The organism is Streptomyces sp. NPDC001858, assembly GCF_053594615.1.
Window position 1 is genome coordinate 238,046 of sequence record NZ_JBSFEV010000002.1, and the last position, 19,692, is coordinate 257,737.

Sequence of the window (19,692 nt, forward strand, 5' to 3'; positions counted from 1 at the left end):
CCAGCCCCGACGGCGCCGCAGCGGAACGACGGCACAGCGCGGGACATCGCCGCACAGTGCGGCACTTCCAGCGGAACGCTCCACATCTGACGTACCGTCAACTACCCTGCGCGGCCATGGAGTCCGTCGCGGAGCTGCTGGCAGTGCGGTGGGGCGACCACCGTCCGGGGCTGTGGTTCGAGGATCTGGTCCTCAGCCATCACGAGATCGCGGCCGGGGCCGCCGCCCGCGCGGCGCTGCTCGCCGAGCTGCTGCCGCCGGGCGGTCCGCCGCACCTCGGAGTGCTGCTGGACAACACCCCGGAGTTCCCGCTGTGGCTGTCCGCCGCGGCGCTCGCCGGAGCGGCCGTCGCCGGGATCAACCCGACCCGCCGGGGCCCCGAACTGGCCCGGGACATCCTGCACACCGAGTGCGGGCTGCTGATCACCGAGCAGGCGCAGCTGCCGCTGCTCACCGGCCTCGACCTGCCCGGCGTCTGGATCCTGGTGACCGGCACGGCGGAGTACGACGCGCTCCTCGCGCCCTATGCCGGCGCCCGCCCCGATCCCTCCCGGGCCGCCCCCGCCGACCGCGTCCTGCTCTACTTCACCTCGGGTTCCACCGGCGCGCCCAAGGCCGCGATCTGCACCCAGGGCAGGCTCGCCGCCGCCGGGCGCGCGCTGGCGGCGCAGTTCTCGGTCCGGCCGGACGACGTGCACTACATCTGCATGCCGATGTTCCACGGCAACGCGGTGATCGCCGACTGGGCGCCCGCGCTGGCCGCCGGGGCGGGCGTGGCCCTGCGCCGGCGGTTCTCGGCCTCCGGCTTCCTGGCGGACGTGCGGCGCTACCGGGCGACGTACTTCACCTACGTCGGCCGGGCCGTCCAGTACCTGCTGGCCACCGAGCCGGGGCCGGACGACCGGGACCACGTGCTCAGGCTCGGCTTCGGCACCGAGGCGGGAGTCGTGGACGCGGCGGCCTTCGAACGCCGTTTCGGGGTGCCGCTGGTGGAGGGGTACGGCTCCTCGGAGGGCGGGGCCGCCGTGCAGTGGACGCCGGGCACCCCGCCGGGCGCGGTGGGACCGGCGCGGCCCGGTCTGGTCGTCCTCGACCAGGAGACGGGGGCGGAGTGTCCGCCGGCCGTCTTCGACGACGTCGGCCGGCTGCGGAACGGGGAGGCGGCGATAGGCGAGCTGGTCAACCGGGGGCCGAACCCCTTCGAGGGGTACTGGCGCAACCCGGCGGCGGAGGCGGAGCGCCGCCGGGCCGACGGCGAGTACTGGACCGGGGACCTCTTCTACCGCGACGCCGACGGCTACCTCTACTTCGCGGGCCGCACCGACGACCGGCTCCGCGTCGACAGCGAGAACCTCGCCGCCGCGATGATCGAGAACATCCTCGCCCGCTACGAGGGGGCGGACGCCGTCGCCGTCTACGCGGTGCCGGACCCGGTGACCGGGGACCAGGTGATGGCGACGCTGGCGGGGGCCTTCGATCCGCTGGGCTTCGCCGAGTTCCTGCTCGCCCAGCCCGACCTGGGGACGAAGATGGCGCCCCGGTTCGTGCGGGTGGTGCGGCGGATGCCCGTCACGGCCACGAACAAGATCCACCGGGCGCTGCTGCGGAGGGAGGGGGTGCGCTGCGCCGATCCGGTGTGGTGGCGACCGCCGGGCGAGTCCGGCTACCGCAGGCTCACGGAGCGGGAGGCGCAGGGGCAAGGCGAAGGGCCCCTCGTTCCCACGAGAGGCCCTTCAGTTGTGCGCCGCCAGGGACTCGAACCCCGGACCCGCTGATTAAGAGTCAGCTGCTCTAACCAACTGAGCTAGCGGCGCATGACTCTCGCCCTCCGCTTCGCGGCGGCTGGCGACGGAGAAAATACTACCCGGTTCTCAGGGGTGCTCCCGACCGCCTGTCGGCCCCTTCGCCGACAGGCCCTACGGCAGGCCTGGCGGCCCGCCCTAGATCGCCAGTGACAGCAGGACCGGTGCCGCGTTCCTGTTCAGGGTCTCGGCGGCCTGGCGCAGTCGATGGGCGTGGGCGACGGGCAGGGAGAGGGCCAGGCAGCCCGCCGTGGCGCCGGCGGTGATCGGGACGGCCGCGCAGACCGTGCCGATCGCGTACTCCTGGAGGTCGAGCACCGGGACCGTGGGCGGCTGGGACTCCAGCCGGGAGAGCAGCAGCTTGTCGTTGGTGATGGTGCGCGAGGTGAGCCGGGCCATCTTGTGCCGGGAGAGGTGGTCGCGCCGGCCGTTGTGGTCGAGCTGGCCGAGCAGGCTCTTGCCGAGCGCGGTGGCGTGGGCGGAGTGGCGGAAGTCGACCCACTCGTTCACGGACGGCGTGGCGGGGCCGTCGGCGTACTGGGTGATCGTGACCTCGCCGTCCACGTACCGGCTGATGTAGACGGCCGCGCCGACGGAGTCGCGGAGCCGGTCGAGCGTGTGCTGGAGCTTGTCGCGCAGGGCCTGCTCGCGCTGGTGCGCGGACCCCAGGCGGGTCAGGGCTTCGCCGGTGACATACGCGCCGTCGGCGATCTGCTCGACGTAGCCCTCGCGGCGCAGCATGCGCAGCAGCGGGGTCAGGCGCTCCCCGGCGAGGCCGGTCCGGCGGGCGAGTTCGGCGTCGGTGACGCCGGTGGAGTGCCGCGCCACCGTCTCCAGGACGCGCAGTGCTTCCTGGGTCGAGTGGGACGGCGCGGTCGGCTCGTGCTTCAGCGCCACGGTTTCCCCCCTGGTCGCTTTTCCGGCAGCGAATCACCTTCCACGATAACGGCCAAGGGGGCCGGAGGGAGGGGTTGTTGGCGAGAATGTGTTGCAGCTTCAGCTCGCCCAACTGCGGTACTGACCCATTGGCGTATGCCACAGGCAAGTTACCGGTTACCGGTTACCGGTTGCCTTACCGACAGCCGTGCCACCTCCGTGCCACCTCACAGCACCGCGCTGAGGAATTCCCGTGTCCGTTCCTGCTCCGGCGAGCCGAAGATCTGCTCCGGCGGGCCCGCCTCGACGACCCGGCCCGCGTCGAACATCAGGACCTGGTCGGAGATGTCCCGGGCGAAGTTCATCTCGTGGGTCACGCAGAGCATCGTGATGTCCGTGCTGCGGGCGATGTCCCGCAGGACGTCCAGGACGCCCGCGACCAGCTCCGGGTCCAGCGCCGAGGTCACCTCGTCCAGCAGCAGCACCTGCGGTCGCATCGCCAGCGCCCGCGCGATCGCGACCCGCTGCTGCTGCCCGCCCGACAGCCGGGACGGCTTCGCGTCGCACTTGTCGGCCAGGCCCACCAGGTCCAGCAGCTCCCGCGCCCGCGCCTCCGCCTCGTCCGCCGACAGGCCGAGCACGGTCACCGGGGCCTCGGTGATGTTTCTGAGCACGCTCATGTTCGGGAACAGGTTGAACTGCTGGAACACCATCCCGATCTTCTTGCGGATCTCGCGGACCTGCTTCTCGGGGGCCGGGAACAACTGCTGCCCGTCGACCGTGATCGTGCCCTCGTCGGGCTCGGTCAGGGTCATCAGCAGCCGCAGGATCGTGGTCTTGCCGGAGCCGGAGGGCCCGATGAGGGTGACGTGCCTGCCGGGCCGCACGGAGAAGTCGAGACGGTCGAGGACGGTGTTGTCCCCGAACCGCTTGGTGACCTGTTCCAGCCGGATCAGCTCGGTGGTCTGCTGCTTGGTCAGGATGGGTGTGGTGTCAACGGACAAGGCGTCGCTCCAGGGTGCGCAGAAGGAGGGAGGCGAGAGAGGAGATGACGATGAGGGCCACGCCGATCACCGTGAGGGGCTCGGTGAACCGGAAGTGCTCCTGGGAGAACAGGCGGGCCCGGCCGAGCAGCTCCAGCACGGTGATCGCCATCAGCAGCGGCGTGTCCTTGAGCATCGCGATGACGTAGTTGCCGAGCGCCGGAACGACCCGGCGGACCGCCTGCGGCAGGATCACCGCCCGCCAGGTCCGCGCCCTCGGCAGGTTCAGCGCGGTCGCCGCCTCCCACTGGCCGACGGGCACCGCCTCGATGCCGGCCCGGTAGACCTGCATCGTGTACGTCGAGTAGTGCAGCCCGATCGCGACGACCCCGGTGGTCATCGCCGACAGCGTCAGCCCCCATTCGGGCAGCACATAGAAGAGGAAGAACAGCTGCACCAGCAGCGGGGTGTTCCGCACGAACTCGGTCACGATCCCCACCGGCCACTGCACCCAGCGGGTGGGCGCCCGCATCAGCAGCGCCCACACCAGACCCAGCGTGAACGAGATCAGCGAGCCGAGGGCCAGCGCCTGGAGGGTGACGAGCAGCCCGTCCCGGAACAGAGGCATGAAGTCGCGGACGGCGTTCCAGTCCCAGTTCATCGCACACCCGCCTTCAGCCGGCGCTCGAGCCCTCGCATCCCCCGCGTCAGCACGAACGCGATCAGGAAATAGCCGAGCAGCACATACGTGTAGACCTCCGCGCTCTCCTGAAGGGCGAGGCGGATCAGATTGCCGCTGAAGGTCAGATCGCCCATGCCCATGACGGACACCAGCGCGGTGCCCTTGAGCAGTTCGACGAGGAGGTTGCAGAACGGCGGGATCATCTCCGGCACCGCCTGCGGCAGCAGGATCTTGCGCATCCGCTGCCCGGGCGTGAACCCGAGCGCGATCCCGCCCTCCCGCTGCGCCGCGTCGACGGCCCCCAGCGCGCCGCGCACGATCTCCGCGCCGTACGCGCCGTACGTCAGCCCCAGCGCGAGCGTGCCCGCCCACATCGGCACCAGCTGCCAGCCGAAGGCGGGCGGCAGCACGAAGTACACCCAGAAGATCATCACGAGCGCCGAGGTCCCGCGGAACACCTCGGTGTAGCAGCCCGCGAGGAAGCGGACGGCCCACCGCCGGTGCGTGCGCGCGATCCCGACGACGAAGGCCACGGCGGCCCCCAACAGGGCGCTGAGCACCAGCAGTTGGACGGTCGTCCAGAGCCCGTCGAGGAGGAGTTCCCAGAGTCCCGGGGTCATCGGCCGCAGAGCTCCTTCGCGGTCAGGTCGGTCAGCTCGGCCCGGGTGAACCCGAAGGGCCGCAGGATCCGCAGCAGTTCCCCGCTCTTCTTCAGCTTGTGCAGCTCGGCGTTGAAGGCGTCCCGCAGCCGGGTCTCGGTGAGCCGGAAGGCGAAGGCGCCCCCGTCGACGGCCGGCTCGCCGTCCACGACGGGCGCGAAGGGCTCGGTCGCCTCCGCCTTGCGGGACTTCTTCACCACGTCCCGGGTGGTGACGGCCGTACCGGCGAACACATCGACCCGCCCGGCCTCCACGGCGTTCAGGCCGGCGACCTGGTCGGGCACGATCAGGATGTCGCTCTCCTTGTAGCCCGCCGCCACGGCGTGCTCGATCTGCGCGTACCCGGTGCCGGTGGCGAACCTCGCCTTCTTCGCGACCACGTCCTGGTAGGTGCGCAGCCCCTTGGGGTCGCCCTTGCGCACGACGAACGCGTCGAGCATCTGGTAGTCCGGGTCGGCGAACAGGACCTGCGCGCAGCGCTCGGGGGTGACGTACATCCCGGCGGCCACGACGTCGAACTGCTGCGAGTTCAGTCCGGGTATCAGCGAGCCGAACTCGGTGGGCACGGGCTGCACCCGGTCCACCCCGAGCCGCTGGAAGACCGCCTTCGCCAGCTCGGGCGCCTCACCGGTGAGCTGCCCGTCCCTGTCGATGTAGCCGAAGGGGATCTCCCCCGCGATCCCGAGGCGTACGACCCCCGCGGCCCGGAGCCGGTCGAGCAGGTCGCCGCCGTCGGTGGTGGACGCGGTGGCCACGCGCGAACAGCCCGCGGCCCCCAGCGCGCCGACCGCCGCCACCCCCGCGAGCAGCGACCCGCGGGTTGGATCGTCCTGATTTCTGGGTTGTCTGTTCGGTGGAGCCATGGCCGCGCGGCTACCCGGGTCCATCCGCGTTATGCGGGTGCGTCGTGTGAGGGGAGTGTGGGGACCGCCGGTGTCACCGCAACCGCCAGTGTCGCCGCCACCGCCACCGCCACGGCAACTGCCCCCGCCACTGTCACCGTCAGTGGCCGGGCACGTACCCGCGCTGCTTGTCGACCACGTTCTTCAGCGGCCGGCCCGCCGCCCACCGCTCGAACAGCTCCACGAACTGCGCGCCGAGCTCGTCCCGCCGGCCGACCGTGTCGCCGCTCATGCGCGGCGAGATCAGCAGCTCCGGGACCTGCCACAGCGGGCTGTCGGGGGCGAGGGGCTCGGTGGCGAGGACGTCCAGCGCCGCGCCCGCGATCCAGCGCCGCTCCAGCGCCCGCACCAGCGCGTCCTCGACGACCAGTCGCCCGTGGCCGACGTTCACGAACCGGGCGGACGGCTGCATCACGCCGAACCGGCGCAGGTCGAACAGGTCGGTCGTCCGCTCGGTGAGCGGGGCGGCCGCGATCACCCAGTCGGCGCGGGCGAGGAGCCGGTCCAGGTCCTCGGGGCCGTGGATGCCGGTGCGCGGGACCCGGCCGACGATCGCGGTCGTCATGCCGAGCGCCTTCAGCGTGCGGGTGATCGCCCGCCCGACCGGCCCCGACCCGACGACCACGGCCCGGGTCCCGGCCACCCGCCGGCTCTCCCGGTGCCGCCACTCGCCCCGCCGCTGCAGCTCCACGGTGCGCGGCAGGTCCTTGGCCAGCGCCAGGACCAGCGCGGCGACGTACTCGGCGACCGGCTCTTCGAAGATCCCGCGCGCGTTGGTCACCACGGTGTCCGAGGCGGTGAGCTCGGGGCACATCAGCCGGTCCACGCCCGCGCTCGCGATGTGCACCCAGCGCGGCCGGGGCCCCTCGCCGGGCCAGGCGGCGCGCACCGCGTGCGAGGTGACGTCCCAGACCAGCAGGACGTCCGCCTGCGGGAGCCGCGCGGGCAGCGAGGCCTCGTCGGTGTGCAGCACCCGGACCTGCCCGGTGAGCCGCCCGAGCCGGGGGAGGGGCTCGGCGTCGAGGACGAGGAGCGTGGGGACGTCGGCCATCCGGGGGCCCTTCGCTGGTGACCAGGTGACCATGTGCCTGACGTGCGCGGATTGACCACGTTCGCACCCGAACCCGCGGCCGTCAACACGGCTGCGCCCCGCGCTCGTTGCCCTGGTCGTCTCGGCCAACCAGGTGACCGGGTGGGCGACGCCGCGCCGACTGGGTACCCGGGCGGTGGGACCTTGAGAAGAGCAGCAGCAGGAAGGCTGGACATGACCGCACTCGGTTTCCTCTACCCGGGCCACTCGGCCGCGGACGACTACCCCCGCATCGAACAGCTCCTGGGCAGCGACGTCCGGCTGGATCTCGTCCACACGGACATCGGCGAGGACGCGCCGGAGCGGTTGGCGAAGGGCGTCGAGCAGCTGCGGCTCGGGGGCGCGGAGGCGATCGTGTGGGCCTGCGCCGGCGGCAGCTTCGTGCACGGCTGGGAGGCGGCCCAGCAGCACGTGCGCGCCCTGGCCACGGCCGCCGGGATGCCGGCCTCCTCCACCTCCCTGGCCTTCGTGCACGCGGCCCGCGAACTCGGCTCCGTCCGGGTCGCGGTCGGGGCGACCTACCCGCAGGACGTGGCCGCCCTGTTCGCCGACTTCCTGGCCGCGGGCGGCCTGGAAGTGACCGGCGTCCACAGCGCCGGCCTCGCCACGGCGGCCGAGGCGGGAGCGTGGGGCGAGGCGGAGCTCCTGGCCCTGGCCCGGGCGGCCGACTCCCCGGACGCCCAGGCGATCCTCCTGCCCGACGCGGCCCTGCACACGGCCGCCCACCTCCCGGCCCTGGAAAGGGCACTCGCCAAACCCCTCCTCACCGCCAACCAGACAGCAGTCTGGGAGGCCCTGCGCCTCACCGGCCGAAGGGTGAACGCCCCGGAGCTGGGCATCCTGTTCACCCGGGAGCCGATCGTGCAGGTGTGACGCGCAGGGACGGGGACGGGGGCACATGCAGGCGGAAACGGTCATAGCCGTCGCGGCGACGGTCGTCGCGCTGGGTTCGCTGTGGGTCGGCTACAGCCAGAGCAGGGCGATCCGTGTGCACAACCGGCAGTCGCTCCGGCCGATTCTGCAGATACGGCGCATCCGCAACCGCCTGGCGGGCCACACCGGGTTCCAGGTGGTCAACGCGGGACTGGGCCCCGCCGTCGTCACGGACACCGTGGTGCGCTGGGACGGCGTGGTCGTCGGTCAATGGGACCGCGGGGCCTGGAACCTGATGTTCGATGACGACGACCGGATTCAGAAGTACTCGCTCCGGCGGGGCTCCGTCGTCCTGGTCGGGCAGGACACGTTCCTGGTCCGCTTCGACTCGGACGACCCCGACAGCCTCGGCCGCTTCCACGACCGCATCCGGAACCGCGTGGTGATCGACATCCACTACGAGTCCGTCTACGGCGGCGAGGGATTCGTCGTCTCCTCGGGCTCTCCGGAATAAACGGGGACCCCCTCCTGTTAGCGCCCGGAGGACAGCATCCGGCCGACAACAGGAGGACCCCCGTGGCGGCAGACGAGACGGCGGCAGACGGCGCGACGGCGGCGGAGCAGGGCGGGACCGGGACGACGGCGACGGCGGTGACGGCGGCTGCGGCGCAGGACGGGATTCGCGGGACCGTGCACGGCACCGCCCCGGCCCCCCTCTCCGTGCTGGATCTGGTCACCGTCGGGTCCGGGAGCACCGCCGCCGACGCTCTGCGCACCAGCGTCGACCTCGCGCGGTTCGCCGAGTCACGCGGCTTTCACCGGTACTGGGTCGCCGAGCACCACTCGATGCCGGGCGTCGCCTCCTCCTCGCCCGCCGTGATCCTCGCCCACCTCGCCGCCCACACCGACCGCATCCGGCTCGGCTCGGGCGGCGTGATGCTGCCCAACCACGCGCCCCTCGTCATCGCCGAACAGTTCGGCACCCTGGAGGCGCTCGCCCCGCACCGCGTCGACCTCGGCCTCGGCCGCGCCCCGGGCACCGACGGGGCGACGGCCGCGGCCCTGCGCCGGACCGCCACCCTCAACGAGGGCGCGGACGACTTCCCCGAGCAACTCGCCGAGCTCACCCGCTTCCTGGACGACGACTTCCCCGACGGCCACCGCTACCGCCGGATCCACGCGATCCCGGGCCCGATCCAGGGCGCCTCCCCCGGCGGGGTGCAGTCGGCGCACCGGCCGCCGATCTGGCTGCTCGGCTCCTCCGGCTTCAGCGCCCGCCTCGCCGGACTGCTCGGGCTGCCCTTCGCCTTCGCGCACCACTTCTCCGCGCAGAACACCGTCCCGGCGCTCGACCTCTACCGGGAGTCCTTCCGGCCGTCCGAGACGCTCGCCGAGCCGTACGCGCTGATCGGCGTCTCGGTGCTCGCCACCGACGACGAGCGCGAGGCCCGCCGGCAGATCCTGGCCACCGGCCTCAACATGGTCCGGCTGCGCAGCGGCCGCCCCGGCCTGTTCCCCGCCCCCGAGGAGGCGGAGGCCCATGAATTCAGCCCGCTGGAGCGGGAGTTCGTCGACTCCTGGACCGCGAACATCATCCACGGCACGGCCGACGAGGTCCGTACCGGCCTCGACGACCTCCACAAGCGCACCGGCGCAGACGAGTTGATGCTCACCAGCCACGCACACCGCGGCGAACTGCGGCTGCGCTCCTACGAACTGGTCGCGGACGCCTACGGGTTGCCGACCGCGTAGGACTCGGTGCCGTGCGACTCGGTGCCCAGCAGCTCGGAGATGCGATCCGGCGACACCGGACGGGAGTACAGCCACCCCTGCCCGGTGTCGCAGCCGATGCTGCGCAGCCGGGTCGCCTGCGCGGAGGTCTCCACGCACTCGGCGGTGACGGTCAGCCCGAGCCGATGGGCGAGGTCGATCATCGCCTCGACGACGACCTGGTCCGCCGGGTTCGGCGGGGAGCCCTGCCCCTCGTACTGGAAGCCCCGCACGAAGGACCCGTCCAGTTTCAGCACCGAGACCGGCAGCCGGCTCAGGTAGGCGAGGTTGGAGTAACCGGTTCCGAAGTCGTCGATGGCGATGCCCACGCCCATGTCGCTGAGGGCCTGCAACGCCTGCAACGGCCGTCCCGCCGAGCCCATCACCGCGGACTCGGTCAGCTCCAGCTGGAGCAGACGCGGCGCGAGCCCGGTCTCGGCGAGGATCTCCGCCACGTCCGTCACCAGGTCCGAGTCCCACACCTGACGGACCGCCACGTTGACGCTGACGAACAGCGGCGGCTCGTCGGGGTTGTCCAGCTGCCACCGGCGGGCCTGCCGGCAGGCGGTGGCCAGAACCCATCGTCCGAGCGGCACGATCGAGCCGTCCTCCTCGGCCAGCGCGACGAACCGATTCGGCGGCAGCAGCCCGAACCGGGGGTGGTCCCAGCGCACCAGCGCCTCCACCCCGCGCAGCCGGCCGTCCGACATCCCGACCAGCGGCTGGTAGTCGAGCCGGAACTCGCCGCGCTCGATGGCGGGCCGGAGCGTGGACGCCAGCGCCTGCCGGGTCATCAGATGGGCGTTGCGCTCGGGGTCGAACAGGGTCCAGCGGTCCTTGCCGTCCGTCTTCGCCCAGTACAGCGTGGTGTCGGCGGCCTGCATCAGACCGGTCGCGGTGGTGCCGGCCGCGTGCCGCTCCACGACGCCGATCGACGCCGACACGTTCAGCCGGTGTCCGGCCAGGTCGAAGGGGGCCTGGAGCGCCTTGAGCACGGACTCGGCGAGGTCGGCGAGCTGTTCGGTGCCGGTGGAGTCCTCGACCAGCAGCGCGAACTCGTCCCCGCCGAGCCGGGCCACCAGCGGCACACTCGGCCGGGTCCGCCCGGCCTCCTCGGCGCACTCGGTGAGCCGCTCGGCGACGGCGGCCAGCAACCGGTCGCCCACCCGGTGACCGAGGGTGTCGTTGACCGCCTTGAAGCCGTCCAGGTCCAGATAGCAAAGGCCGATCCGGCCGGTCCCGCTCTGCTCGTACGCCTCCGCCTCCAGCGCGGCCGACACCCGCTCGAAGAACAGGGTGCGGTTGGGCAGCCGGGTCACCGGATCGTGCATCTGGAGGTGCCGCAGCCGCGCCTGGAGGTCGCGGTGGGCGCTGACGTCGGCTACGGACAGCAGCACCCCGGGCGGGTCCGCGTCCAGCGGCGAGACGGTGACCTGCGCCCACAGCGAGCGCCCGTCGGGCTGCTTCAGCCGCCGCGTGCAGCGCAGCTTCGCCTGCCGGCCGCGCAGCACCTCGCGGTAGGCGTGCCAGGTCCGGGCGTCGGACGCCAGGTCCAGCAGATCGGAGGCGACCCGCCCGACCAGGCCGGTCGCCCCGCCGCCGAGCAGCGCGCCGAGCGCTTCGTTGGCGTCGACGACGAGCCCCTGGCGGTCGACCACCGCCATGGCCAGGGGCGCTGCCGCGAAGACGGAGCGGTAGGCCGGTGGCCCGCTGTCCGTACTGTCGATGTCACTCTCTGTGACGGCTGACCAGTCGAGGTCTGCCGCGGGCGTCGGCCCTTCGGACGTTCCGCTCACCGCTCGCTCCCGCAGTGCACTCGATCTCTGTCCGTGCAGGAAAGTCTGCCGATCATAGAGGCTGCCCCAGGATCCGCGCAGCCACTGCCCAGTGTCCCGGAACAACCCACTGTTCTGACAGATCGTTTCTGCCCGCACCTGGCCCGGTTCTGCGGCCGGGCGACCGCTTGTGACGTTCCGTGAGAATTCCGGGGGTGTCGAGGTGATGCCCGCTTTCGACCGCCTCACTCGTCTGGGGCAGACAAACAGGGCGTAGTAGTACAAATTCACACAGGCTGGGTGGCGGTGTCCCGTGAACCGCCCCGGAGGTCCCTGTGCCGCGACTGCCGCGACTCCTGCGACTGCCGCGCCCCCTGCGAGCGGCGCAGCCCTGGCGACTGCTGCAGCGCCCTCGACTGCGCAGTACCGCGGCCCTGTTCACCACCCTCTCCGCGTTCGCCGCGAACTCCCTGGTCAGCGGCCCCTCCGCCGCGGACCCCTACTCCACCGCGCCCTGCGCCCTGACCCGCACCGCCGCCCACCACTCGGAGGGCGTGGACACCTGGAACACCGCCTATCCCCGCCCGAGTCGCTCCCTCGACGCCGTCATGGTCTTCCTGTCCTTCCCGGACCGGGCCCCCATGACCACCCCCGCCGAACTGACCGCCGACCACTTCCCGGCCACCAGCCGCTTCTTCCGGGAGGCGTCCTACGGCAGGTTCACCCTGCGCCCGCATCCGCTGAAGCACTGGATCCCCATGCCGAAGCCGTCCACCGGCTACGCCATACAGCGCGACTGGAGCCCCGAGGGCCGGGCCGCCTATCTGCACGACGCGCTGGCCGCCGCCGACCCGCACGTCGACTTCTCCCGCTACGACCTCGTCTACTTCGTGGCCGACCCGGACGCGCCCGGCGTCGACTCGGACGCCACGAAGGTCGTCAACCTCGAAACCCCGCTGCGCGCCGACGGCACGGACATCCGCCGGGTCGTCACCGTGTTCGAGCAGCACCCCCCGGACCGGCTGGTCCTCGCCCACGAGACCGGCCATGTCTTCGACCTGCCCGACCTCTACCACCGCCCCGCCGACGGCAAGGGCGACTGGGACACCTATGTCGGCGACTGGGACCTGATGGGCAGCCAGTTCGGCCTCGCCCCGGAGCTGTTCGCCTGGCACAAGTGGAAGCTGGGCTGGCTGGAACCACGCCAGGTGGTGTGCGTACGGGGCCCCGGCCCGACCCGGCTCACCCTGGAACCGCTGGCCGCCGGACCGGACGTGCCGGTCGCCCGCGCCTCCGGAGCGCCGGCCTTCGGCCTCGGCGGCGGCGCCAAACTCGCGGTGGTGCGCACCGGCACCGACAGCGTGCTCGCCTTCGAGGCCCGCGGCCCGGTGGGCGTCGACCGGGATGCCTGCCGCGCCGGCATCCTCGTCTACCGCGTCAGCAGCGACGCCCGGTCCGGCCGCGGCCCGGTCGAGGTCGTCGACGCCCACCCGCACACCGAGGCCTGCTGGGAGAACTCCGTCTACCCGCCCCTCGCGGACGCCCCGGTCGCCCTCGGCGAGCACTTCACCGTGCCGGACAACGGCGTCCGGGTGGACGTCGAGGGCCGCACGGCCTCGGGCGAATGGACGGTGAAGATCACCCCGGGCACCCAGCTGTGACGGCGTTCCGAACGGCATGACGGCGGCATGCAGAAGGCCCCTCGCTTTCGCGAGGGGCCTTTGCTGTCGGTGCGCCGCCAGGGACTCGAACCCCGGACCCGCTGATTAAGAGTCAGCTGCTCTAACCAACTGAGCTAGCGGCGCCTGCTGACGTCGTAGACCTTAGCATCCTGATCGGCGGGAGGAAAAATCGATATCCGCACGGCCGCGCGGGCCGCCCGGACGGCCGCCCAGAGCAGGATCTCCGGCCCCGGAAGCCAGGGATGACGGGTGTCCGGGGCGACCATCCAGCGGGTCGCGGAACCTGCTCCGGCCGGGCTCAGCGCGGGCACCGTGACGGCGTCGCCGGTGCCGTGGCACAGCAGCGGCGGCACGCTCGCGGTACGGCCGTCCCGGCGGCCGTCGGCGCTCCACTCCTCCCACTCCAGCAGCGAGGGCAGCCGCTGGGCCGTGCCCGGCGCCGCGAACAGCAGCGTCCGCGCACGGAACGCGGCCACCGGCCCGGAGCCCGGCCCGTCGCCCCAGAGCCGGTCGAGCATCAGCCGGCCGAACATCGCCGGCGCACTGACGATGTCGAAGACCGCGCCGCAGGGCAGGACCACCGGGGCCTGCGGCCGCTCCTCCCAGAGAGCGAGCGTGCTGCGCGGATACGTTCCGGCGGAGGCCAGCCAGGCGGCGCCGTCCGGGGTGACGCCGATGGGTTCGTCGTATGCGCGGCTCATGTCCACAGGTCTACCGGAGGTGACCGGGTGAATTCACAGGGTTGCGAGAAACGGGGACGGGGCCGGGAGGGACGGAGTATCTTGCCCACCCGGCATATGCCACACCTGCCGCCCGGGGCCGCTGCGCCAGGCTCTAGACGGGGTCGACGTGCCCCCGTCCCTCGGCGTCGCCCCGCAGCAGATCGCGGCCGAACTCGACCATCTTCTTCGCGTAGTCCTCGGTCCACTCGGCGCGCTCGGCGATGTCGGCGGCCGTCAGCCGGTCGAAGCGGCGCGGATCGGCGAGCTGGGCGGCCGCCATGGCCTGGAACTCCGTCGCGCGGTCGGCCGCCGCGCGGAACGCGAGCGTCAGCTCCGTCGCGCGGGTCAGCAGCGCCCCCGGATCGTCTATCGACTCCAGGTCGAAGAAGTGCTCCGGGTCACCGGCTGCCTCCGCGGGCTCGAAGAGCAGGGGCGCGGGGCGTAGCCGCGGTTCGTTCCGACGCGGCGTGGGCTCCGCCATGTCTTGTCCTCCTCGTGCGGGTTCGGATGCGGACCACCTTCCATTGTCCCCCGGTGGCGCAAGAGGCACTCGGCCCCGAACCCTCAAGCCCCCCGAACGCCCCGATGTTCCCGCTCGGCGAGGGGGCGGCGTCGCGGTCGGCCCCGGGCGGGTGGCAAGCCGGTCACGGGCGGCGGGCGGGAGTCGGTCAGGGTGTCCAGCGCGCCCGGTGTTCCGCGAGGTGGGCCAGTACCGCGTGGTTGGCTTCCCAGCCGTCCGGGCTGTGTTCTTCGGCCGCCTCAGGCGGCGTGCCGGACTCCGTCCGGCGAGGGGGCGGCGTCGCAGTCGGCCCCGGGCCGCGGGCGGGTGGCGAGCCGGTCAGGGTGTCCAGCGCACCCGGTGTTCCGTCAGGTGGGCCAGTACCGCGTGGTTGGCCTCCCAGCCGTCCGGGAACTTCACGAGGGTGCCCAGTTGGACGGGTTCCGTCGAGGGGTATTCGTCCAGGAGGTCGCCGACGCCCGCGCGGCAGACGACCACGCACGCGTGGCGGTGGCGGGACGCCAGGACGCACAGGCGGCCCGTCTCCAGGTGGAAGGCGGTGGCGTCGGGGCGCCCGGAGAGCGGGTGCAGGATGACCGTGACGTCGAACTCCATGCCCTGGAGCCGGTTCGCCGTGTCCACGGTGACGTCCGTGACGCCCAGCTCCGCCAGCGCCGCCCGGACCGCCGCCGCCTGGTCGCGGTGGGCCGTGCCGACGGCGACCCGGGCGGCGGTCAGCGGGGTCGGTTCGGGGGAGCGCTCCGAGGTGGCCGCGCCGCCTCGGTCCAGCAGCCGCCGGACCACCGACGCGACCGCCCGCACCGCCTCCGGGTCGGTGCGGGGCGTGTGCCGGGCGGGCAGCTCCAGCAGGCCCCAGCCCGACTCCGCCGCCTCGTCGATCACCCGGTCCGCGCCGGAGCCGTCCGACGCGACCGCGAAGGACAGCCGCCGGTCGCCGTGCCCGGTGCCGCTGCGGAACCGGGTGTACGGGTAGAACGCGTCGGAGACGAGCGGCGCGGCCGACGCCGGGAGCCGCCAGGACACCGGCAGCCGGTGCTGCGGCAGCTCGGGGTTGTGCGCGAGCAGCGTGCTCACCGCCGAGGCCGACGGGTCGTACGACAGCCCCGCCCACTGCTCGCCGCCCACGATCGAGAACGGGTCCAGCTGCCCCGGATCGCCCACGAACAGCGCCCGCTCGAACAGCCCGGCCACCGCCAGCAGCCCGTCCGACCGCATCTGGTAGGCCTCGTCCACGATCGCGTGCCGCCATGGCTCGTCGACCTTCACATGCGCCCACTTCGCGGCGGTGGAGATCACCACCGGCAGCCCGGCCAGCTCCGCCGCCTTCGCCGACTTCTTCACGTTCGGCAGCTCGTCCAGCGCCTTGTCGTACGGGTCGGCGTCACTGCTGTGCAGCCGGCCCACCGCCAGCTCGGGGCTCTTCTCGGCGAGCCGCACCACCAGGTCGTCGACCTGCGCGTTCGTCTGCGCCACCACCATCAACGAGCGCCCCGCCTCGGCGAGTTCGAGCGCCGCGCGGACCACGAGCGTGGACTTCCCGGCCCCCGGCGGGGAGTCGACGACCACCCCGCGCGCGGTGCCGTGCAAGGTGTCCCGAAGGATCGCGTCGGTGGCGCGGCCGGCGGCGGCACCGGGGTCGAAAGCGGCCTCGGCGGTCACAGGACATCCTCCGGGGTGACGGAATCGGGGGCTTCGGGCGCCTGCTCCCCGGGCGGCCCGCCGTGCGTCCACGGCGTGTCCTCCGGGTCGGGCAGCTTCGCGCCGCCGCGCTGTTCGTGCTCGAAGAGCGTGAAGCAGAGCAGCTCGCCCTTCTCCGGCACCGACCCCTGCTCGGGTTCCTTGCCGCGGCCCATCTTGTCGACGATCCGCAGCACCAGGAGGCCCTCGGCCTCCTCGCCGTCCCGCTGCACGAACTCCGCCGCCTGCGGCTTCCCGCCCAGCGACCGGTACACCTTGGCCCGCTCCGCGAGCCGCGGCCGGTCGTCCGTCCGCACGGTGACCAGCGGGCGCGGGCTCGGCCGCTTGCTCTCGCTGTACGCCATGACGACGTCGACGACCTCGCCCGCGAACGCCTCCCCGGCCAGCCGCCGCCCCGCCATGACCAGCGGGTCGTCCAGCGCCTCCTGGGCCTCCAGCCGGGCCTGTTCACGCTCGCGCGTGGCGAGCTTGTTGGCAGCCGTCACCGCGTCGTCCCGGCGCGGCTGCGGGGGCTCGCCGGCCACGACCCGGTCGCGGTGGCCGGTGAACGACCAGCGGTCGCGGGTCCACCGCTCCTCGACGTGCGCGCCCTCGGGCAGCGCCCGGAGCAGGTCGAGGCCCTCCCACACCCGGTCCCAGGTCGGCAGCGTCCGGCTGCGCACGAGCTCGTGGATCTCCCGCTCGGCGGCGGTGAGCGCGCCCAGCCGGTCGTCGGCCTGCAGACCGTCCTCGGCGGCGGCCAGGGCGGTGCGGGCGCGGTCGTAGCGCTCGATCGCGGGGGCGAGCAGCTTGTTGTCGAACGCGGGATCGGTCGCCGGGCCGGCCGGCGGGCACAGCAACTGCCGGTCCGCGTCCCGCGCGAGCTCCGCCCGCAGCGCCGCCTCGGCGCCCGTCTCGCCGTCCGGCGGGGCGATCCAGGCGAGCAGCGCCCCCAGATGCTGGTCCTCCAGGCTGGACTGTCCGGTCGCCCAGTGCCGGCCCAGCAGCTCCGTGAGCGCCACCAGCAGCGAGGAGCCGGGCACCCGGGAGCGCTCCCCGAAGTGGGTCAGCCACCGCCCGAGCAGCGGCACGCGCGGGGGCGCGGGATACGGCGTCTCCGGATCCTGCTCCGCCGTCCGCCTGAAGCGCATCGAGCGGCCCAGCAGCCGGACGAGGTCGACGCCCGCGCGGCTCGGCACGATCAGCTGCGGCGCGTCGGCGCACAGCTCGACCTCGACCTTGACGCGTTTGCCGGTCTCCGGATCGGTCTCGCTGCGCTCGGCGGCCTCCACGGCCTCGGCGTAGGAGTCGATGTACGGCAGGACGACGTCGGCCAGCTCGGCGAGGAACGCGAACCGCAGGTCGCGGTCGCGCGGCTGCGCCACGACGAGCAGCCGCGGCGCGGCCCGGTCGGTGCCGACCAGCGCGCCCAGCGGGGCGCCGGCCTCACCGGCGGTGGTCAGCGGCACGAAGACCAGCGGCCGGTCGGACAGATGCCGGTGCCGGGCGGTGGCGGTGGGCTGGGCGCGGCCGGTGCTGAGCGCCTCCAGCCGGGCGAGGGCGGCCATCAGCGACACATCGCCCCCAGGGCTTCGCTCAGGGCCTCGGTGCGCAGCTCGGCCGCTCTGCGCAGCGCGGCCACCGCCGGATCGTCCGGATCGCCGGCCTCCCCGCGGGCCGCCGCCAGGACGGCCTCGACGGTCGTCAGCCCGCCCAGTTCGGCGCGCACCGACCGGCCCAGCGTGGTGACGGCGCCGGCCGCGCGGGAGCGGTCGCGGCAGTGGAACGCCAGCTCGCAGGCGGCCAGGCACTCGGGCGCGTACGTCGCCGGGACGGCCTCGACGGCCGCCGTGAGCTGCTCGGCGGGCAGCTCGGGGGAGAAGCAGGTGCCTGCGGGGAGGGCGTCGGCGATGTCCTGGATGCGGGTGAGGCGGGCCAGTTGGCGGCTGGTGACCGCGCGCTGCTTGCGGACGTCCACGGCGGAGGCGGTGGGCAGGTTGGAGAAGTCCTTGGGACAGACCAGCAGCACGCGGTGGCGTACGCGCGGGGCCGGGTCGAGGCGGGCGGCGACCTGTTCGAGGGCGAGGACGTAGACCGCGGCCTGGCGGGCGGCGGCGCCGACCTTCGCGGGGTCCGCCGAACCGTCCAGCATGGGGAAGGACTTGATCTCCACGACCGTCCAGCTGCCGTCCGGGTGCACCACCACCGCGTCCGGCTCTAGGAAGGCGGGGGAGCCGGCGACGTCGAGCGCGATCATCGGGTGGTCCAGGAGCGTCCACGTGCCGGTGGCCTCGGTGGCCTCGCGCAGCGCCAGCGCGGTGCGGGCGGTGCGGCCCTCGGGGCCGATCGCGGACAGGTCGGGCACGGCGGCGGCGACCGGCGGCGCGGCGGCCGGGTCGAGCCGTTCGTGCACCAGCCGCAGCAGTTCCGCGCCGCCGTCCGCCTTCACCTTCGCCTCGAACGCGTTGCCGCGTGTGAGGGCGAACTGGGACTGCCCGAAGGCCGACGGCGAGCCCAGCGCGCCCGCCAGCGCCGCCTTGTTCACCCCGGCGCCGTCGAGGATCGCGCGCCGCTTGCAGCCCGGGTTCGCGGCCAGCGCTGCGAGGGCCCGGGCGTCCAGCGCCTTGGCCGGTACGTCAGGGCCGCGCAGCTCAGCGAGCCGCTGCCGGAGCGCCGTCCCCCGCGTCCGAGGGAGAGGCACTCGGCTCGGCTCCGGGTCGAAGCCGTTGCTCGCGCTGCCGTGGAATTCGCTCACCCGGGGAAGTCTGGCATCCGCCACTGACAATCGAGGCCGAAGCGCCCTGAGAGTCCGCCGGGACCACCGGGATCCGGTCCAGCACCGGGACCCGGTCCGCGAACCACACCCGGGCGCGGTTCGCGCTGCGCATCACGACCGGCGTCAGCAGCAGGCCCACGCCCATCACGGCCGCGCCCGCGACCGCGTCGAGGAAGTAGTGGTTGGCGGTGCCCATCACGACGATCGTCGTGACCAGCGGGTAGACGACGGCCGCCGTCTTCGCCAGGCGGGTGCCGCCGTGGCGCCACAGGATCACTCCGCACCACAGGGCCCAGCCCACGTGCAGACTCGGCATGGCCGCGTACTGGTTGGTCATGCCGCCCATCCCGCGCGGCGCGCTCGCCTCCCCGCCCCACCAGCCGTACGAGCTGTACTGGGCCATGGTGTCCACGAAGCCGTGGCCCGCCGACAGCAGCCGGGGCGGGCAGGTGGGCAGCAGTGTGAAGCCGATGAGGCCCATGAACGTGGACGTCATCAGCCAGGTGCGGGCCGCCCGGTAGTGCAGGGACCGGGACCGGAACAGCCAGATCAGGATCGCGGGCGTGACCAGGTAGTGCAGCGACGCGTACCAGAAGTCGGCCGGCACGCCGATCCACGCCTCGTTGCGGAACAGCCGGTTCAGCGGGTGCTCGGCGTTGATGTGCAGGAACTTCTCGATGCGCAGGATCGCCAGGCCGTGGTCGACGGCGGTCGTGACATCACCGCGCGCGAGCAGTCGGCCCCCCGAGTAGCAGGCGTAGACCAGCAGGATCAGGGGCAGCTCCGTCCACCAGCGCAGCCTTGCCCGCGGGGCCGCCTCGGTGCCTGGTGTCTCGGTCTGCGGCATCCGATCGCCTCCCCCTTCGTGTCGCTGTGTCGTCGCTGCGGCGCCTGAGGCGCGGG

At 73.1% G+C, this 19,692-nt stretch carries 18 protein-coding genes and 2 tRNA genes; 5 read left to right on the plus strand and 15 right to left on the minus strand.

The genetic code is table 11. The features are described from left to right. The first annotated feature begins 116 nt into the window (after window positions 1-116). Window positions 117-1,775, plus strand: a complete 1,659-nt coding sequence (locus ACWCPF_RS03660; RefSeq protein WP_451043289.1) for an AMP-binding protein — start codon at window positions 117-119, stop codon at window positions 1,773-1,775. Here ACWCPF_RS03660 and ACWCPF_RS03665 read toward each other — a convergent pair. The 7 genes from ACWCPF_RS03665 to ACWCPF_RS03695 form a co-directional block, all read right to left on the minus strand. Further along, window positions 1,741-1,814: transfer RNA gene (locus tag ACWCPF_RS03665), tRNA-Lys, on the minus strand. The genes ACWCPF_RS03660 and ACWCPF_RS03665 overlap by 35 nt on opposite strands. Before the next feature lie 126 nt (window positions 1,815-1,940). Next, a complete protein-coding gene (locus tag ACWCPF_RS03670) occupies window positions 1,941-2,699 on the minus strand; it encodes an IclR family transcriptional regulator (protein WP_451043290.1) in 759 nt (252 codons plus the stop codon). A gap of 206 nt (window positions 2,700-2,905) precedes the next feature. Beyond that, window positions 2,906-3,661 carry an ectoine/hydroxyectoine ABC transporter ATP-binding protein EhuA gene (gene ehuA / locus ACWCPF_RS03675; protein ID WP_451043485.1) on the minus strand — a complete coding sequence of 252 codons (756 nt, stop codon included), beginning with the start codon at window positions 3,659-3,661 and terminating at the stop codon, window positions 2,906-2,908. Between the two features lie 10 nt (window positions 3,662-3,671). Further along, on the minus strand, window positions 3,672-4,322 hold the full coding sequence (gene ehuD, locus ACWCPF_RS03680; RefSeq protein ID WP_451043291.1) for an ectoine/hydroxyectoine ABC transporter permease subunit EhuD: 651 nt from the start codon (window positions 4,320-4,322) through the stop codon (window positions 3,672-3,674). Then, window positions 4,319-4,963: an ectoine/hydroxyectoine ABC transporter permease subunit EhuC gene (gene ehuC / locus ACWCPF_RS03685; RefSeq protein WP_451043292.1), complete on the minus strand. Its 645-nt coding sequence runs from the start codon at window positions 4,961-4,963 to the stop codon at window positions 4,319-4,321. The genes ehuD and ehuC overlap by 4 nt, the downstream gene beginning before the upstream one ends. Next, the gene (gene ehuB, locus ACWCPF_RS03690) at window positions 4,960-5,865 is read right to left on the minus strand and encodes an ectoine/hydroxyectoine ABC transporter substrate-binding protein EhuB (protein WP_451043293.1); all 906 of its coding nucleotides are present in this window, start codon (window positions 5,863-5,865) and stop codon (window positions 4,960-4,962) included. The genes ehuC and ehuB overlap by 4 nt, the downstream gene beginning before the upstream one ends. 139 nt (window positions 5,866-6,004) lie before the next feature. Further along, the gene (locus tag ACWCPF_RS03695) at window positions 6,005-6,955 is read right to left on the minus strand and encodes a D-2-hydroxyacid dehydrogenase (protein WP_451043294.1); all 951 of its coding nucleotides are present in this window, start codon (window positions 6,953-6,955) and stop codon (window positions 6,005-6,007) included. A gap of 213 nt (window positions 6,956-7,168) precedes the next feature. Here ACWCPF_RS03695 and ACWCPF_RS03700 point away from each other — a divergent pair, with 213 nt between their 5' ends. The 3 genes from ACWCPF_RS03700 to ACWCPF_RS03710 all read left to right on the plus strand — a co-directional run bounded on the left by ACWCPF_RS03700 (window position 7,169) and on the right by ACWCPF_RS03710 (window position 9,619). Continuing rightward, a complete protein-coding gene (locus ACWCPF_RS03700) occupies window positions 7,169-7,867 on the plus strand; it encodes an aspartate racemase/maleate isomerase family protein (RefSeq protein WP_451043295.1) in 699 nt (232 codons plus the stop codon). Window positions 7,868-7,892: 25 nt separating this feature from the next. Next, window positions 7,893-8,381 (plus strand): hypothetical protein, encoded by a 489-nt coding sequence (locus tag ACWCPF_RS03705; protein ID WP_451043296.1) that lies wholly within the window; start codon window positions 7,893-7,895, stop codon window positions 8,379-8,381. Between the two features lie 62 nt (window positions 8,382-8,443). Then, a complete protein-coding gene (locus tag ACWCPF_RS03710) occupies window positions 8,444-9,619 on the plus strand; it encodes an LLM class flavin-dependent oxidoreductase (protein ID WP_451043297.1) in 1,176 nt (391 codons plus the stop codon). On the opposite strand, the gene ACWCPF_RS03715 is transcribed toward ACWCPF_RS03710, so the two are convergent. Next, on the minus strand, window positions 9,598-11,433 hold the full coding sequence (locus ACWCPF_RS03715) for a putative bifunctional diguanylate cyclase/phosphodiesterase (RefSeq protein ID WP_451043298.1): 1,836 nt from the start codon (window positions 11,431-11,433) through the stop codon (window positions 9,598-9,600). The two genes, ACWCPF_RS03710 and ACWCPF_RS03715, sit on opposite strands and share 22 nt — an antisense overlap. 323 nt (window positions 11,434-11,756) lie before the next feature. Here ACWCPF_RS03715 and ACWCPF_RS03720 point away from each other — a divergent pair, with 323 nt between their 5' ends. Then, on the plus strand, window positions 11,757-13,073 hold the full coding sequence (locus ACWCPF_RS03720; RefSeq protein WP_451043486.1) for a M6 family metalloprotease domain-containing protein: 1,317 nt from the start codon (window positions 11,757-11,759) through the stop codon (window positions 13,071-13,073). Window positions 13,074-13,143: 70 nt separating this feature from the next. Here the strand turns inward: ACWCPF_RS03720 and ACWCPF_RS03725 are convergent. The 7 genes from ACWCPF_RS03725 to ACWCPF_RS03755 form a co-directional block, all read right to left on the minus strand. Next, window positions 13,144-13,217 (minus strand) — tRNA-Lys (locus ACWCPF_RS03725). After that, entirely contained in the window at window positions 13,208-13,795 is a 588-nt protein-coding gene (locus tag ACWCPF_RS03730; RefSeq protein WP_451043299.1) for a bifunctional DNA primase/polymerase, read from the minus strand. Before ACWCPF_RS03730 ends, ACWCPF_RS03725 begins: the two co-directional genes overlap by 10 nt. 133 nt (window positions 13,796-13,928) lie before the next feature. Further along, window positions 13,929-14,297 (minus strand): hypothetical protein, encoded by a 369-nt coding sequence (locus tag ACWCPF_RS03735; RefSeq protein ID WP_451043300.1) that lies wholly within the window; start codon window positions 14,295-14,297, stop codon window positions 13,929-13,931. A 357-nt stretch (window positions 14,298-14,654) separates the two neighbouring features. Next, complete coding sequence (locus ACWCPF_RS03740; protein ID WP_451043301.1) at window positions 14,655-15,995, minus strand: AAA family ATPase; 1,341 nt, start codon at window positions 15,993-15,995, stop codon at window positions 14,655-14,657. Further along, a complete protein-coding gene (locus ACWCPF_RS03745; RefSeq protein ID WP_451043302.1) occupies window positions 15,992-17,590 on the minus strand; it encodes a hypothetical protein in 1,599 nt (532 codons plus the stop codon). Before ACWCPF_RS03745 ends, ACWCPF_RS03740 begins: the two co-directional genes overlap by 4 nt. Further along, window positions 17,581-18,714, minus strand: a complete 1,134-nt coding sequence (locus ACWCPF_RS03750) for a hypothetical protein (RefSeq protein WP_451043487.1) — start codon at window positions 18,712-18,714, stop codon at window positions 17,581-17,583. Before ACWCPF_RS03750 ends, ACWCPF_RS03745 begins: the two co-directional genes overlap by 10 nt. Further along, entirely contained in the window at window positions 18,665-19,636 is a 972-nt protein-coding gene (locus ACWCPF_RS03755) for a phosphatase PAP2 family protein (protein WP_451043303.1), read from the minus strand. The genes ACWCPF_RS03750 and ACWCPF_RS03755 overlap by 50 nt, the downstream gene beginning before the upstream one ends. Window positions 19,637-19,692: the final 56 nt, after the last annotated feature.